The following is a 16,535-nucleotide window of genomic DNA, read 5'->3' on the forward strand; positions in this document are numbered from 1 at the left end:
AATTATATCTCCCCCTCATGTGAACCACAGTTACAGTCATATTCAAAATCATCATCTTCACTACCATCATCTATAGATATAGTCCATTCTTCATTTGCTCCTATGAGAATGTCATAATTTTCATTTTCAGTCGTATTTATACGTTGGGTTCGTCCATGTTCATCTAAATTTCCTGAAATATAAGTACCATTCTTAGTATTGATTAATTTATATTTCACTTCTGAAAAATTATTTTCATAAAACAAGTTATAAAAATCCCATTTATTAGTAAAAGATTTCATTTCATTCATTATAGGAAGTAATGGAATTTCAGCTTTAATTCGCTGTCCTCCCCCAAACTTCTGCTGCCCCGACTTCACCTCAAACAATCCTGGTGTCGTCGCAAATACACCTGAACCATTGATCCTTACCTCAGAAGTGTCCCCAACCAATCGAATCTCTTTAGGGCTAATGATATAAACTGTATCTTCTGTAGAAATGATTTGAATGTCTTTACGTGCAATGACATCAGCACCATCACCCTAAGCTTGAATTTCAACTTTACCTTTTCCTGCAAATAACCTTGCGCCTTCTTGTGCTGCAAACAAACTGATCTTGTTTTGTACATGCGCTAAGAAGCTCTTTTGAGTGCTTAGATTAATACTGTCGCCTGCGCTATGACTAATTTGCCCATCTGCTGAAAGATGAATATCTTCATTACTGGTAAGCGCAATTGAGTTTGGTGAAGCCAATATCATTAACGCCTGTTTAAACGCCTCGGCTTGGTTCTTAGCTTCATCTGAGTCATCTTTTTCCAAAGCAAAAATAAACGATTTCAAATGATCTAAGTTTTCTAAAGGATCAGCCTGTTGATTCTTGGCAACTTCACTCAATGCTTTGGAATTATTTAGACTACTTTCTAACTGATTTTTGCCTGCTGACACATCAAGGTGATTACCCGAAGCTGAATCCTGAGCATAAGTACTCAGTAGTAAACCTTGTCCTGCTCTAACTCCACCCCACTGGTCAGTTCTCAGTTCAAAGCCTTCACCTCGTCCTTCGCTGGTGTCTGTCTCTTTGGGATGACTTAAATTACCGAGGTTGAGTTGACTCGCCCCATGACTGCTCTGTAACTGACTACTGATTTGCTCAGTACTATCATCAAATCTAAGTTGGTTATAACCAGTACCTTGATACTCTCGACTTTTTATTCCTGACAGTTTTTTGGTATCAGGCAGTTTACCTTTTTCATCAAACTTGCTTGGATGACGATGCGCTTCATGAATACGTCCCACCACAAACGGCCTGTCAATGTTGCCATCAAAGAAATCAATCACGACGACCTCTCCGATTCTCGGTAAAAATCGTGCACCATAGCCTTCACCTGCCCACGGCGTCAGTACATCCACCCAAGCAGAATCGATGTCGTTATCGTTGGAGCCTGCACCACCATCGTGGCTATGATCTTGATTGCGGGTAAACAGAAAACGTACTTTGATCCGCCCCCACTCATCTACATGGATTTCTTCTCCACTTGGTCCAACCACTCTGGCACGTTGGGGTGATGCAATCGGACGATGTTTTAGTGGGTGATATTCGGGAACGATCGCAATATTACGACGTTGTAGCACCAACTGATTGGCTTGACGCTCATCACTATTGTTTGTTGTGATATTGGTCATTTGCCAATTGCTTTGTTTAAGCAAATTTTCAACCTGATTGGTCAGGTCTTTTGGTAGGTTGTTTTGATTGTAAAAGTGCTTCGATATGATTAGGAATTGCTTATCGGAAAAATCGTGTTGATCAATTTCGGGATGCCCGTTTAATTCAAAGACATAACCCACATGTGCATCACGTACTGTAGATATTGCGGTAAATTGTTTGGCTTGAGAATCATGGTAGTTACTCAAATTTTCATTAAAACGTTCAATTTGACGATTACCTGATGCTGTTGCACCATCTTCTCCATTCAGATCTTGGATCCATGCTGGGCTAAAGTGCCAAACTTGCTCAAGACCTAAACTGGCATTGTCGTAGTTTTCACTATGTTGATGCTTACTTTGTACATTGCCTGCACCTTCATCTATGTCTAATACATCGGCTTGCCAACGTTGAATATGTACTGATGTTGGTTGAATAGAACGCTGTCCAATAAATGAGATAATGCTGTCCTGCCTTTCGGTGGGGCTGCTACGATGAAAGCGGATGCTTTTGCGTTCTAAGCTGATGTATTGAGTATTATTGTCAATCAAACGAAGCTTTTGCGCTTGGATTTGTTCACTGAAACGCGATACTTTAAGTTCGGCTTCATCAATTAAAGTATTAATCCCTTCAGAAAAAAGCAGACGTTGAACAAAGTCTATATCCCGTTCATTATTCTGCATAATAAATGGGCGAACATCGTAGTCTTTGGTCAAGCCACTTTTATCCAATGTTAGACTTGAAGCAAACAATGGACTTCGCTCGCGCCATTCCTGAAATATAACTTCAACCACTTGAGGTGCAGACATGTTCATAAACACTCTGGAATTTCTACGATGCTTCCAAAGTGCTGTTGGGTCTTCAACTGTCAGGCGGTAAATCGTCAGCGCACCATCGCTCGCGCCCACATCTGCTTGGGTCACAATCCCTGAAATTCGATTGAGTTCTGATTTGTCATTCACAATATCGACAGCCACTTGGCTACCGATAAATTGCTTTAATGGAATATTCATTGACGTAGACAAGCAAATCAATTGTAAATGAATGCCTTTGTTTAATTCATGCATCCCATCAATACGTTGTAGGAACACTTGAGCAATCAAATCAGGATTGCTAAATTGGATATGCAAAACACGCTTTTGAGCAGTCAGCCCACATTTTTCTAAGGCAAAATAAATATTATTCGACATGTTTTTTTAATATTTGTTAAAAATCGCAATACAGACTACAAAAAAATCCTTATTTTGTATACACTTAGGTGATTTTTCATGTGATCACTATATGTAATTTCGCTGCGATCTTTTTAGATATTTATTCTTTTCTGTGCCTTTATACTATTTTTTGTTCTAGGCGTTGTTAGATTCAATTGCCAAACCTTATCAACATAATTATCCATTAGAATATCAAGAATGGTTTAAAGAAAGACCATCAACTTTAGCACGATCATCCTATTCAATTTCTACTTCAAGCTCATCAAGTAGCAGTAGAGATTTAAGCGACAGCTCAAATGGTAGTAGCACATCAGGCTCATGGTAAACACCAAAAGCCCAATAGATTTAGCTGTTGATTAAAACCCATGAAATAATTTATTCATGTCTTTACACAAATAATCTTTAAAGTGAAATGCCCGTGCATGTTTTGCATCAAACTTGGCCGTCTGACCATCTTTTTCAAAAATATAGACACGGTCATCCTTACTGACAAGAAACTCACCACCCAGTTTGATCAACAAGGCATCTATCTTATCTTCATCGGCAATACTGTCATCTTGGCTGACTTTGTCATAATTACGTCTAATGCCTTTAATAAACATCATCTACTCACACGTTCTATTTAGCCAGAATTATACCCTTTTCATTGCCTTTAAAATGGCTCTAAATAAACATTATCAAAATCATTCAGCTTGTTTACCCAGATAAATACTTATAAAATAGCCCAATCATGTGTTATCGCGGCTGCTGAACCCGATCAACTCATGAGTTTTTATCTATGGACATTACACAACAATATTTTGAAAATGAAATAAACCGCAATCGCGCTTGGAGACGTAAGGTAAATTATTTACACCGTGGTCGAGATTGCAGACATACTTCAAGCCTTTGGAAACCAGAAAAAGACTGGAAGCTGCTTTGGAACAGATCGTTAAAAAGATCTCGCTCGAAACAATTAAGAATTGAATATCCACGTATTTCATCTGCTAAAAGACGAAAACAAGCACAATATGATTTTTGGAAGACTGCTGATTGAACACCCTTTTTATTTGTAGTCGTAACCAATGGCGTAGTCCCACTGCCGAGCGTGTCTTTGCAGTGGGCTATGGCATTTCCACACGTTCCGCTGGAACAAGTAAACACGCCAAACATCGTATTTCTGTCAAAGATATTGCCTGGGCAGATATGATTTTTGTCATGGAGCAAAAACATAAACAAAATATCAAAGAGAAATTCCCCAACCAGTTACAACATAAAAAAGTCATGGTGTTGGATATTCCAGACGATTATCACTATATGGATGAAGAGTTAATTGAAATTTTAACAGAGGCTATGCAACCCTATTTGCCTTAAATGCTAAAGTCGTTGCCATCAATCAGTATGACCAATTCATAATCAAAATGATGACAAAACAACCTTAAATTGCCATAGCTCAATCCGATCAATATTTAACAATAAAATAAATGATGCAGAATCCACTAAAAGTATTTTCTATCCTTAAAACCTTCACGCTTATCTTGGTGATATGCGCGCTTCTATTCAATTTTAGTTTTATATTTAGATTTTCTGACTCAAATTCTGATGAAATTCCTTTTACGGCTACTACAGAAAAACTTGGAATATTTCAAAAATATAACAACCAAATCTATGCCGCTGTACCCAGCAATGGTGATTATTTGATCCCAGATGCAGATGTTCAAAGTTTTTATTTACCCAATGATGATTACCAATACCGACAACTAGGTGCAGATAAACTGCATGTTTATTGTGGCAATATCCTCCTAAAAGGTGTGCAACCTCAACAGGTGAAAACTATTGGGGATGGTTATTTTACTGCTGGAAAAGACACTTGGTATTGCTCCCCCTCCACCGAACGAAATAAGGATTTAGCTGCGCTTCGAGAAGTTTGGCAAATCATGCAACAAAATTTTGCCCTAGGCTCAAAACCACAAAGCTATCTCTACCCCTATTTTAAACTTGAACGAGGCAACTGGCCTTATCGTGTTAATTCCGAAAATGATACGGCAAGTAATGGGACATTCACCTATTTTCAAGGGAAATTGCTTTCTGGAGCCAATCCAGACCAACTCAAACTTGTCTTAGGCGAACGTAACTATGCCTATCGAGTGGATGGTAAAAACGTCTATTACAACAACACTTTGCTCGATTTAAAAGACAATGGAAAACTTTATAGTATTGAAATAGACGGTTTAAATAACCAATATTATTTACTCAATCCTGTCGATGGTATGGTCTATGTCAACGAATTTGCCTTTGATCCCAAATACGCCCCCTATCATCTCTTAAGCGAACATGGCGATCACATTAACCATGCTTTGTTTTATAACGACACGGGGATTTACTATTTTGATCTGAATAAGAAAAAAATGCATCGCGCAGGTGATAATCCGTTTTTAGGCAACGCGTTTAAAGAAATCGCACCGCTGATTTTTTCTGATGGCACACAGCTACTCTATCTACAAGCCAGTGAATATCGCAGCAATAAAGGATCAGCCTCTTCCAAATCCACCCATATTCTAAAATTAGCTGAGCCACTTCATTCCACATGGCAAAAACTTGGGGATGTAAATTACAACTATGGCACTGTATGGAAAAATGGCAATGCGTTTTACTATTTTGATCAGTTAGGAAATAGCCAACTGGTTAAGGCCACGATTTATCATATTCGCGACCCACAAACGATTCAAAATTTACTGAGAACTCAACCACGCACTGACGATATTCGACAATGGATTGATGAGCAAAAGATTGTTGAAGCCAAACACACAGAATTACTCGAAGTAGAGACAACTAACCGCTCAGACAAATATTGGGGTTTGTTTGTTCCGATCATTTTCGTAGCCTTTTTTAGTATGCTGATGTGGATATTTAAACGGTTTAATTTAAATTTTGCCCCATTTTATATACGTAACCATAAACTGATCGTCAGTAATTTGATGATGACCTCGTACCCTTTAGATCAGATCACATGCGTTGAATTTAGTACCCGTATGACAATAGCGAATGGAGCTTATATTGGGCACTTTCAAATTTTACAGCGCAATGGAAAACGCAGTAGAATCTTTAATTTTAGTACGCAATTACGTTTACGGAGTGACTCACAAGTAGAATTAAATCAATATATCCAACAACTCAGAAATGAGTTAACACGCCATGGTATCCAGAATACAATACGAAATTAAACGTGGTATCAACTAAATATCGCATTGGCAATTACATGATCTCAATATATTTTTGATCAGTATTGAGTGCACAATATCCACATTATTATTTTGAGCTTTAACATGAAAATCTGGTTATCTCTTCTAACTTTGGGTCTTTTTACCTTTTCTTCTGCACATGCAGATATTCAAACTTTGCAGCAAAACTTAAAAACCAAATATCCTGAGATTCAGGTGAAATCGGTACAAAACTCACCAATTAAAGATGTTTATGAAGTCTATATGGGTGGGCGTATTGTTTATACCAATGAAGAAGCAAAATATTTCTTTGTCGGCAATTTAATTGATCTTAAAGAACAAAAAAACCTGACCGAAGAACGTATGCAAGCGCTAAAAAGTATTGATGTAAAATCATTACCTTTGAAACAAGCCATTAAGCATGTCAAAGGTAAAGGTGAACGTGTAATCTACGTATTTAGTGATCCTGACTGTCCATATTGCCAACATCTTGAAAAAGAATTAAAAAATATCGACAACCTAACCGTTTACTTATTTTTATACCCAATCACCCGTTTACATCCAAATGCTGAAAGTATTTCACAGCAAATCTGGTGCTCTAAAAACCAGTATCAAGCATGGGAAGACTATTTAATTGACAAGAAACAACCGACTTCAAACAAGTCATGTACGACCCCAATTGAGAAAAACATTGCTTTAGCAAAATCACTTGAAGTCGATGGTACACCGACATTCTTCTTACAAGATGGCACCCGTATTTCAGGCGCACGTGAGGCAGGCGAAATTGAATTACTCCTCAAAGCAGTAAAATAACAGCCCACAGCCTAGAGAATAAAAAATTTCTCTAGGCTTTAATGTTGTTAAAATATCCTTAATTCTTTCTTATTTATAAATAAATTAAAATTTAAATACACTAACTTATACAATAGGCATGTTTACATTTATAATTTTCAAATTATGATAAAAACGTCCTCAACAATGTTCTCACACCATAAATGGAATTATGTTGAAATTAAAACAAGGTATATCGTCAAAATGAAAAAAATTCTATTCGCTACACTACTCAGCTTTTCATGTATTTCTGCATTTGCAGCAGATACAGCTAAAAGTAACGTTGACCCTGCATTTGTCAAAGCACAAGAGCTGATTCAAGCAAAAAACTATCCAGCGGCGTATCAAGAACTTGAGCGTCTTGCAAAAGCTGGCAATGCGCAAGCCTTATATAACTTAGGCTATTTAACCCAAACGGGACAAGGCACAACCAAAGACGATAAGAAAGCTTTGAAATATTATCAAGATGCTTCAGCAAAAGGCTATCCTGTTGCAAGTTATGTCTTGGCGCAAAGCTATGCGGTAGGTCAATTGGGCTTAGCCAAAGACGAAAAGAAAGTTCGTGAATACTTAGAAAAGTCCTCTGCTCAAGGATTTGATGATGCTACAGTGGAACTTGCGGTTTTATTATTTGCTGAAGGCACACCCGCATCTGACAAACTTGGCTTACAAAAACTTGATCCTTTAGTGAAAAAAGATTTTGCACCTGCGATTCATGCGAAAGCGTTGTATGACATCACCGATGGTTTAAAGAAGAAGAATGCAGCAGCAGTCAATCAAGGTTTAAAATCAATCCAAGATTTAGCTAAAAAGGGATATATCCCAGCATTGATGGCTGTCGGAAATATGCTGACCAATGGCAATATCATTGATCAAAATCTGCCAGAAGCACAAAAGATTTTCTCAGAACTTGCTAAAAATAATGTGCCTAAGGCAAAAGAGTCTTTGGATGTTGTAAACAAACTGATTGCTGAAAAAGGCAAAACACCTGCTCCCAAAGCACCAGCAAAAAAATAAGCAGCTCTAAAAAAAATACTCTCACAAGAGAGTATTTTTTTTACCACCAAATACCAATCAAAACACTCACTACAATAAAACTCAGTAACGTACTAATCATCAATGGTGTCAGTGCTTTTTCATTTAAACCATAGACTTGCCCAAAAATTCCAAATATAGAGGGCATAGGTAAAGCCGCAATCAAGGTACCTGCATAAATCATCTTTTGATCCAAATCGGTTAAATGAGTCAAACCTAAATAGACCAATATCGGCATACAGATATTTTTAGAAACCACCAAATAAATAGTTTGCAGATTAAGTGATTGAATCGTAATCCCAACCATCCCACCACCAATAATAAATAACGCTAAAGGTGAGGCAGTCTGACCTAACAAGGCAAATACTTGGTCTAATACATGTGGAATTTGAATTTCGAAGATCGCACAGCTCATGCCAATCATCACTGACAAGAACAATGGATTTTTTAATAAAGTCAGAAATGTTGTTTTTAAAATGGCGGCTAAATTGGCTTGTCTTTGTCGCCCTATTTCTGCCAAGGTTAACATCAGCGGTACAAGAAATACGCTTTCAATGATAACAATCAGTGAAATATAAATCATGGCTTCACTACCCATCAGCAAAGTCAAAATTGCTGCGCCCAGTAACCCGGTATTGGACATTGATGCGCCAAGTGAAAACACAGAAGCATGGGTAAAATGGTTGTTAAAAAGCTTTTGCCCTAAAATAAAGGCCAAAATAAATAGACTAAAAGTGATGCCTGCATAAACAAAGAAATAAGCAGGATACCAAATCTCATGTAAATCTTTTGCAGCCAGTGCATGAAGTAATAAAGCAGGTAATGCAATTTTGATTACAAAAGCACCAATTGCAGTAATTTGCTCTTTAGAGATCAATTGGATTTTGACAGATATAAAACCCAAAAATAACAGGAAAAATACTGGAAAAATTACCGAAAAAATCATTCAAGCCGTTCCTTTTCCAGATCATACAAATAAAGATATATCCTAGAATATATCTTTATTCAGTTTAAATACGTTTAAAGATTAATGAGTGAATCAAAACTGTTATGCCATCAATATGCTGAGAACAAATCTTTGATTCCATGCGGCTGACAACGTAAATATTGTGGTGCAATCGAGATTTTTGCACCCAATTTTGCTGCCGCATGCCAAGGCCAGCGGGGGTTATATAAGATCGCTCTTGCCAATGCAATTGCATCTGCCTCACCTTGCTGAAGGATCTGTTCAGCTTGTTCAGCTTCGGTAATTAAGCCCACTGTAATTACAGGAATATTCACCTGTTTTTTAATCGCATTTGCAAAAGGCACTTGGTAATTTGCACCCACTTTAATATCTTGTTGAATATGTAATCCAGCAGAAGATACATGGATATAAGCAGCACCAAGTTGCGCTAAAGCTTTTGATAAGCCAATGCTTGATTCAACATTCCAGCTATTTTCTGCATCCATCCAGTCAGTTGCAGAAATACGTACACCTACAGGATAGTCAGTTGGTACAATTGCTCGAATCGCTTGAAAAACTTCTAATGTAAAACGAATACGATTTTCAAAGCTTCCACCATATTCATCAGTTCGGTGGTTAGACAATGGCGACATAAATTGATGCAGTAAATACCCATGCGCTGCATGAATTTCAATCAGTGAAAAACCAGCATCTACTGCACGAATTGCCGCTTGCGCAAAGTCGTGAATAATTGTTTTAATTTCGTCAATTGTTAATTCATGCGGGGCAATATCATTCGGGCTGAAAGCAATATCACTGGCTGATACAGTTTGCCATCCGTGTGCATGATCTGGCGCAATCTGACCTTTCCCCTGCTTCACCAACCAAGGCTTTTCAGTCGAAGCTTTACGACCTGCATGCGCAAGCTGAATAGCAAAAGGTGTTGGAGCAATGCTTTTTACCTTATTGAGTAAAGCTTTGATTTGATCTCGTTGTGTATCATTCCAAAGTCCCACATCGGCATAACTGATCCGCCCTTCGGCTTGAACCGCTGTTGCTTCAATAATACATAAGCTCGCGCCTGACAAAGCGTAACTTGCCCATTGCTGTTCATGCCAATAGGTCACTTCACCCTGATCTGTTGCCGAATATTGACACATTGGCGCAATAATAATTTTATTGCTGAGGGAGAGTGAACCAAATTGAATAGATTCAAATAACTTTGGTTGAGCAGACATAAATTATTTTCCCAATGAATTAGAACTGTTTGGTGACACTGAGTCCTGCACTCCAGTTAATACCATCAGCAGGTTCAAAGAATCGACTATTACCATCATTTACAATGACTGAACCGACATAATTTTTATCGAATAAATTATCGACTCGAGCAAAACTACGTACTTTCCAATCGTTGTTTTTCCAGATATAACCGACATTCATACTGGTTACTGTATAACTTGGTGCAGTATCTGTATTGAGATCGTCCACATAGATTTTATCCATATATCGAACATCTACACCTGCATTAAAGCCCTGCTCAGGCAACCAGCCGAAAGATACAAAGGCTTGGTTTTTTGCAATTCCCGGAATGTAATTGCCACTTTGGATGACTTTTTTAGGATCTGTGTTGGGAATGTCTGCATCAAATGTTGCATCAAGGAAACTATAACTGGCTTGAGCCGTTAAATTTTTCCACAGCTTTTTATTCCAAGACAGCTCTACCCCTTGGCGCAGTGTTTTATCTGCATTTTGATAGGTTGCACGTCCATTGAGTGTTCCCGCAGAAACGATGTCATCTTGAGTATTACTTTGGAAAACTGCGGCGGTAAAATTACCTAGACGATTTTGTGCTTTTAAACCAAGTTCATAGTTATCACTGGTTGAAGGTTTAAGCGCAAAGTTAATCCCTGCCGTTCCTTCTGTTGGATAGGCCATTTCGGTAAAGGTTGGTGTTTCAAAGCCTTGGGCATAACTGATATAAGTACTAAGGTCTGGAGTAACTTCCCAAGTAAAGGCAGCTGATGGGAGCAGTTTTTGATAATCGGTTTGACCGCTGTCATCGCCATTCAAACCAATGATGTAGTGATCTTTCGACTCATAATGGACATTGCTATAGCGTAACCCTGTATCTAGACGTACAGTCGGCAAAAATTGCCAAGCTGCCTGTAAATATGGATCTAAATTCCATAAGGTATTTCGTTCATCACGGCGTAAGTTGCCTTTTACCCCATATTCGCCCTTAGCATTAAAATTCTCATATCCTTGACGATCTTCATTCATCGCATCATAAGCCAAGCCTGCACTGATCCGTGTATTCGGTAATAAGTCTTTGCCAGTCCAACGTAAATCAGCACCATAAAAATCTCGTTCGAAATCAATCACCCCACCTGCATGGCGTGGATTCTTTTGAGCAGAACTTGGAATAGACTGGTATTGAGTCACTTCACGATGACCAATATAGGCCATACTATAAAGCTCTTGTTGATCATTCAGGGGCTTAGTCCAATTGATACCTGTCTGTGTTTGGTTAATATCTTTACGAACATCATAGATATTTTTACTGTCATTGACCTGTTTAGGATTTTGCTTCCATTGCTCACGAGTCAAACCTTGTGGATCATCAGCGGAAATATCCACATGATTGATCAGCCAATTGATCTTAGAACCATCATCTAAGTCCCACGTGAGTTTGGCATTGCTCAACACTTTTCTTGCGGCACTGTGGTCACGATAACCATCGGTATCAAAATAAGAAGAACTGATCACATAGCTCGGTTCATTGGCTTTATCTGCACCACCTTGTAAGGTGATGTCAGCACGGCCTTTATTATTACTGCCACCTGAATATCCTAACTCGACCGAATCACGCCCTGTTCCTTCTTTGGTCATGGTGAGAATAGTCCCCCCAGAGGAGTTTCCATACAGTGATGAAAAGGGCCCACCAAGTACTTCAATATGATCTAAGCTCGTTAAATCAATATTTGAAGTTTGGCCTTGTCCGTCTGGCATCGTCGCAGGAATCCCATCGACATAAAGACGAATTCCACGTACCCCAAAAGTTGAACGTGCGCCAAATCCGCGCATAGACAGTTGTAAGTCTTGGGCATAATTTTCACGATTATTGAGCTGTAAACCCGGAATTCCTTTGAGTGTTTCAGTGAGGTTTACCCCAATATTATTTTGACTTTGTTGTTGATCAACTCTATATACCGATGCTGGGGTGTTTAATATGCTGGTATCAGAACGTGTTGCTTCAATTTTAATGGTTGGAAGTTGCTGCGTAGAATTTTGCTGAATGGAATCTTGAGATTCCACTTCAGCATATAAGCTCTGTGTGATACATACCGTTAAGCAAAGTAGTGTTGTATTAATTTTTAGATGTTTCACTCTTTGCATAAAGGTGTCCTCGGGTGGTATTAAAAAATAATTTTAGACCCCAAGCCAACGACAAATGCATTGTCCACCTGATTGGTTGCACCAGGATGTACCACATACTGCACTAAAGGACGAAGCATGAACCATTTGGCAGGGTAATATGAGTAATTCAACTCAACATTATACTCTGCATCTTCATTCAACTGTCTTAAATTTGTTCCTAAACGAGCACCATTCACATAATTAGTATACCGATCGTTCAAATGTACCCGATTTACCGCCAAACCAAGAATATCGTTTGGTTGACCATCAAACAGACCATAGTATTTTAGACCAAGTTGCTGTGAATCATTTACGGCTGTCGTCGTACGATCATGAATGGTGAAGTTACCAAAACTGTGTAAACCACGTTTCCCCTCTCCAGTTGAAGTCAACTGCTGTTCAAACGTAATCCAACCGCCATATGTTCGATCTTCAGCCTTAGTTCCTGCTTTGTAAGCAACATCGTACTGATTTTTAGCCTCATCAGCAGTATTGTAAAGCGTACCAATACGATAACTGCCTGGTAAATCATTCACACCCTGTTTAGGTGACCACACCACTTCAGAAAGAATATTTACACCATCAGCATGCTTTGTATCCAGATTCCAGCCTTGTCGCTCTAAAGCATTATCAGGGTTGTATTCAAACACCCCCACTTGTGCAAATAGTTCAGGATTGATGTGATATTTTAAACGTGCGCCCCATTGTGAGACTGGTGTGTTATACCAAAGCTTACCTTGCCATTTCCCCATCTGTGCTGCACAAAATGCATTGCCTTGGAAATCACAAGCCATGGTATTGAATTCAGTACCTAAACCCATACGACCTAAACGCAAGCTTAGTCCTTGATCCTTAAAATTCTTTTCTATATATAATTCGCTGAGACGGCTCCCCGAATTACCACGTCCCCAATTGGCTTGCGAGTTTGCCCATTGTGGTGCATCTGGTGCTTGAATACCTCTGAGTGAAGTACTTTCACCTTGACGTGCTGTAACTAAAGCACGAATAGTCACATCATTCCAACCCGCCAGTTTCCCCATATCTAAGGTTGTACCCAGTCCGAATTGTGTCGCAAATGTTGGCGCTTGGTGCGCATCATAACCACCATCAGCGAGATATGAACTGTCCATGGCAATGGTGCCATCAAATTTGATTCCCTTTTCTGCAAGTTCAGTCCGACTCCCATTCCAATCACCCGTCATGGTTGAGCCGTGTAAATTAAACGCATCTTCAGCTGATGCAAAAGACATCATGCTACATGCAGAGATTGCCAATAAAGGATAAGCAATTTTTTTCATGGGAAAGCCTAATCAGGAACAAAACGAATAAAGATAAACTAGTCAACTCTCAATCACTTTAACCGTCTAAATTTAATAGAAAGTTCCAGCTTTAAAATGACTATTTTTCCTGAAATATCGAGATAAAAAGAATTATTTCAGTAAACAATTCACTAGAAATTTACACATTTTTTTACATATAACTATCAGATATTTTTTATCAATTGGAAAACTTTATTTTATCAATAAACTTTATTTTAGATAACAATCACTTAACAATAATAGTTCAATCTTATTCTACGATCATATCCATAATTTCAACCTAAAGTCGTAGGCTCAACACAACCGCCCTTTAACGCAATCCAATTCTTGCATACAATATTCAGTCCTCACACCAATGTGACAAGTGCATGCCTGAATTACCAGAAGTTGAAACAACAAAAACCAGTTTACTCCCCTTGATTGACCAGAAAGTTCTTCATGTTCAAGTGCGTGAGTCACGGTTACGCTGGCCTATACCCGAAGATATTCAACAACTTCAAGGTCAAAAACTCGTTCGCTTAACACGTCGTTCAAAATACATTTTGGCAGAGTTTGAAACTCATAGCATGTTATGGCATTTGGGTATGTCGGGTAGTTTTAGAATCTGTGATGAACATGAAGCGCTTAGAAAGCATGACCATCTGATCATTCAGTTTGAAGACACACAGCTGCGCTATCATGACCCTCGACGTTTTGGTTGTATCATTTGGCTGAATGAGGAAAGCCAAACAAAATTGATTGATACTTTAGGGCCTGAACCATTGAGTGATGAATTTCATGCCGAATATTTAGCAGAAAAGTTTAAAAATAAAAATGTCGGCACAAAAGTTGCAATCATGGATAATCATATTGTTGTGGGTGTAGGCAATATTTATGCAACCGAAAGCTTATTTAATTTAGGGATTCATCCTGCGCAGCCTGCTTCGAGTTTGACGAAAGCGCAAATTCAAAAATTGGTCATCGAAATTAAACGAATTTTAAAGCAAGCGATTGATTTGGGTGGTTCAACTTTAAGAGACTATAGCAATGCCATGGGTGAGAATGGCTACTTTCAGCAAACCTTATTGGCTTATGGTCGTGCGGGTGAGATGTGTATTAACTGTGAAACCACTTTAGAAAATTTAAAGTTAGGACAAAGAGCCAGTGTGTTTTGCCCACAATGCCAGCCATTAAAGATCGCGAAGAGCATCCCACAAAAACCACGAGGAAAAAGTAAATGAAAACTGCAATCGTTCGACATATTCTCGTCAAAGATAAGGACTTGGCTGAACAACTCAAGAAGAAGATCCATGATGGCGCTGATTTTGCCAAAGTGGCCAAACAGCATTCCACATGTAATTCAGCAAAACGTGGTGGTGAACTGGGTGAAGTAAAAAAAGGACAACTTGTTCCTGTGATTGATAAACTGGTATTTACCGCAGCTGAACGTGTACTTCATGGTCCAGTAAAAAGCCAATTCGGCTTTCACTTGGTTGAGATTAAATTTAGGATGGATGGATTCAAATGATAAAGCAAAATGGTATCAAGCTTGAACCAATTGCATATCAAGCACTCAATCCCAAAGCTCAAGAAACCTATAATTTCCATAAAATGGCAGCCCTTTTAGCAGATTATGGCTACAACTGCCTTTGGCTGAATAACGATTGGAGTAGTGCAGACTGTATTGCTGTTCATATTGATGGCATTTCAGATTTCAAAATACAACTTAAAGGTGGTATTTCCTTTGCACAAAAATATCGGATGAAAAACCTGTATATCGCGTTTTTTGAGCAAGAAAATTTATACATCTACCCACATGATTTCATTCTAGCGCAAATAGAAACTGACATCGCAGACAAAAAATGGTTAGAAAAAGGTACTTACTTTCAAACAAAAATTACAAAAAGATTTAGAGACATTCTTAAACCTTATGAAATTCCGAAAGTCACTAAATAATAGAGTTCTTGTGAAAATAAGCTTTTAGATGATAACTTTTTCAATGCCACGCTTTACATTTAAAGTTTAAATCGCTTTGCGTAGGCGATGCCTCACTTTTCAAAGATGAAAAGATGACAAAAATCTTCTGTTAGGTGAGGGGTACGTCCTGTACCCCCACCCAACGGCGACATCCATGTCGCCACACGATAGAACGACCAGACATGATTCAAGAATATAAAAGAAACTCATTAGATATCTGAACCAAAATATGAGTGGCTATTAAATGCTCGTTTTGGCGAATACAAGAAGTCTAATATATTCTCCTCAATTCAAACCCTTCTATATTTTTGAATCAATTTGCTCAGGTTTAAATTCATGGATAAACTTCGCATAATCATCAATATATGATCTAAATGCTTCTTCGCGAGTGGTAAAGTAAAATATTTCATTGTCATTTCTGACGATGGTTTCAGGAGATTTACCATTACAGTAACCCCCAGCTGAATAGACAGCAGACTTAAGCATTTGAAAACTTTGCTCAGCAACCTGTTCATCCTTAAACGCAAAAACCAGCAAAACAAAATCTGGACGATATTGTTTTTCATCACCTAACTTAACTTTACTGATTGCCTTATAAGAGCGGATGCCCTCACCTTTTACTTGAATCACTTTATTCAGAGAACAATCATTTTCAGACCAAGAGCTGCCACTGTCTTTTTCTATAAACTCAAAATTGGCTTTTAATAAACGTGTTTGTAATGCCAAAAGTAATGTTTCATTTTCATCTACCGAGTTGGTTTCTATAGTGGCGTAGCGGGTATCTTCATTTGGCATTTCATTAAAGGTTAAACCACTGGCAGGTCGGCTTTGGTCCGCTTGTGTAGATGTTGGAGTATCAGCGGATTGCTGCTCTTTCGGATGCTCTGAACATGCATACAAACTGATAAGTATTGCCATAATCCCTATGTTTTTTTTCATC

Annotated in this window: 14 protein-coding genes and 1 pseudogene; 8 read left to right on the forward strand and 7 right to left on the reverse strand. The window is 38.4% G+C overall.

What is annotated here, in order from left to right:
• Positions 1-2 precede the first annotated feature (2 nt).
• A pseudogene (locus F981_RS15065) lies at positions 3-2,870 on the reverse strand (type VI secretion system Vgr family protein).
• Positions 2,871-3,247: 377 nt separating this feature from the next.
• Positions 3,248-3,493, reverse strand: a complete 246-nt coding sequence (locus F981_RS15070) for a hypothetical protein (protein ID WP_004722984.1) — start codon at positions 3,491-3,493, stop codon at positions 3,248-3,250.
• 176 nt (positions 3,494-3,669) lie between these two features.
• Here F981_RS15070 and F981_RS15075 point away from each other — a divergent pair, with 176 nt between their 5' ends.
• From F981_RS15075 to F981_RS15095, 5 genes are all read left to right on the forward strand, one after another.
• Positions 3,670-3,927, forward strand: a complete 258-nt coding sequence (locus F981_RS15075) for a hypothetical protein (RefSeq protein WP_004722985.1) — start codon at positions 3,670-3,672, stop codon at positions 3,925-3,927.
• Positions 3,924-4,244 (forward strand): low molecular weight protein tyrosine phosphatase family protein, encoded by a 321-nt coding sequence (locus F981_RS15080; protein ID WP_004722986.1) that lies wholly within the window; start codon positions 3,924-3,926, stop codon positions 4,242-4,244. Before F981_RS15075 ends, F981_RS15080 begins: the two co-directional genes overlap by 4 nt.
• 110 nt (positions 4,245-4,354) lie before the next feature.
• Complete coding sequence (locus tag F981_RS15085) at positions 4,355-6,094, forward strand: DKNYY domain-containing protein (protein WP_004722987.1); 1,740 nt, start codon at positions 4,355-4,357, stop codon at positions 6,092-6,094.
• Positions 6,095-6,196: 102 nt separating this feature from the next.
• On the forward strand, positions 6,197-6,904 hold the full coding sequence (locus F981_RS15090) for a DsbC family protein (RefSeq protein WP_004722988.1): 708 nt from the start codon (positions 6,197-6,199) through the stop codon (positions 6,902-6,904).
• Positions 6,905-7,126: 222 nt separating this feature from the next.
• Positions 7,127-7,939: a tetratricopeptide repeat protein gene (locus tag F981_RS15095; RefSeq protein WP_004722989.1), complete on the forward strand. Its 813-nt coding sequence runs from the start codon at positions 7,127-7,129 to the stop codon at positions 7,937-7,939.
• A gap of 40 nt (positions 7,940-7,979) precedes the next feature.
• Here the strand turns inward: F981_RS15095 and F981_RS15100 are convergent, their stop codons facing one another.
• The 4 genes from F981_RS15100 to F981_RS15115 all read right to left on the reverse strand — a co-directional run bounded on the left by F981_RS15100 (position 7,980) and on the right by F981_RS15115 (position 13,618).
• Entirely contained in the window at positions 7,980-8,903 is a 924-nt protein-coding gene (locus tag F981_RS15100) for an AEC family transporter (RefSeq protein ID WP_004722990.1), read from the reverse strand.
• A 110-nt stretch (positions 8,904-9,013) separates the two neighbouring features.
• The gene (locus F981_RS15105) at positions 9,014-10,141 is read right to left on the reverse strand and encodes an NADH:flavin oxidoreductase/NADH oxidase (RefSeq protein ID WP_004722991.1); all 1,128 of its coding nucleotides are present in this window, start codon (positions 10,139-10,141) and stop codon (positions 9,014-9,016) included.
• Between the two features lie 19 nt (positions 10,142-10,160).
• The gene (locus tag F981_RS15110) at positions 10,161-12,299 is read right to left on the reverse strand and encodes a TonB-dependent receptor (RefSeq protein ID WP_004722992.1); all 2,139 of its coding nucleotides are present in this window, start codon (positions 12,297-12,299) and stop codon (positions 10,161-10,163) included.
• A 20-nt stretch (positions 12,300-12,319) separates the two neighbouring features.
• On the reverse strand, positions 12,320-13,618 hold the full coding sequence (locus tag F981_RS15115) for a carbohydrate porin (RefSeq protein WP_004722993.1): 1,299 nt from the start codon (positions 13,616-13,618) through the stop codon (positions 12,320-12,322).
• Between the two features lie 389 nt (positions 13,619-14,007).
• On the opposite strand from F981_RS15115, the gene mutM reads away from it, so the two are divergent.
• The 3 genes from mutM to F981_RS15130 are packed head-to-tail and all read left to right on the forward strand — an operon-like array spanning position 14,008 to position 15,574.
• Positions 14,008-14,859 (forward strand): bifunctional DNA-formamidopyrimidine glycosylase/DNA-(apurinic or apyrimidinic site) lyase, encoded by an 852-nt coding sequence (gene mutM / locus F981_RS15120; RefSeq protein WP_004722995.1) that lies wholly within the window; start codon positions 14,008-14,010, stop codon positions 14,857-14,859.
• Positions 14,856-15,146 carry a peptidylprolyl isomerase gene (locus tag F981_RS15125; protein ID WP_004722997.1) on the forward strand — a complete coding sequence of 97 codons (291 nt, stop codon included), beginning with the start codon at positions 14,856-14,858 and terminating at the stop codon, positions 15,144-15,146. The genes mutM and F981_RS15125 overlap by 4 nt, the downstream gene beginning before the upstream one ends.
• Positions 15,143-15,574 carry a hypothetical protein gene (locus tag F981_RS15130; RefSeq protein ID WP_004722999.1) on the forward strand — a complete coding sequence of 144 codons (432 nt, stop codon included), beginning with the start codon at positions 15,143-15,145 and terminating at the stop codon, positions 15,572-15,574. Before F981_RS15125 ends, F981_RS15130 begins: the two co-directional genes overlap by 4 nt.
• 321 nt (positions 15,575-15,895) lie before the next feature.
• Here F981_RS15130 and F981_RS15135 read toward each other — a convergent pair whose 3' ends face one another.
• Positions 15,896-16,534: a hypothetical protein gene (locus F981_RS15135; RefSeq protein WP_004723001.1), complete on the reverse strand. Its 639-nt coding sequence runs from the start codon at positions 16,532-16,534 to the stop codon at positions 15,896-15,898.
• Between the last annotated feature and the right edge of the window lies 1 nt (position 16,535).

This window comes from Acinetobacter guillouiae CIP 63.46 (assembly GCF_000368145.1).
In the GTDB taxonomy this organism is placed as follows: domain Bacteria; phylum Pseudomonadota; class Gammaproteobacteria; order Pseudomonadales; family Moraxellaceae; genus Acinetobacter; species Acinetobacter guillouiae.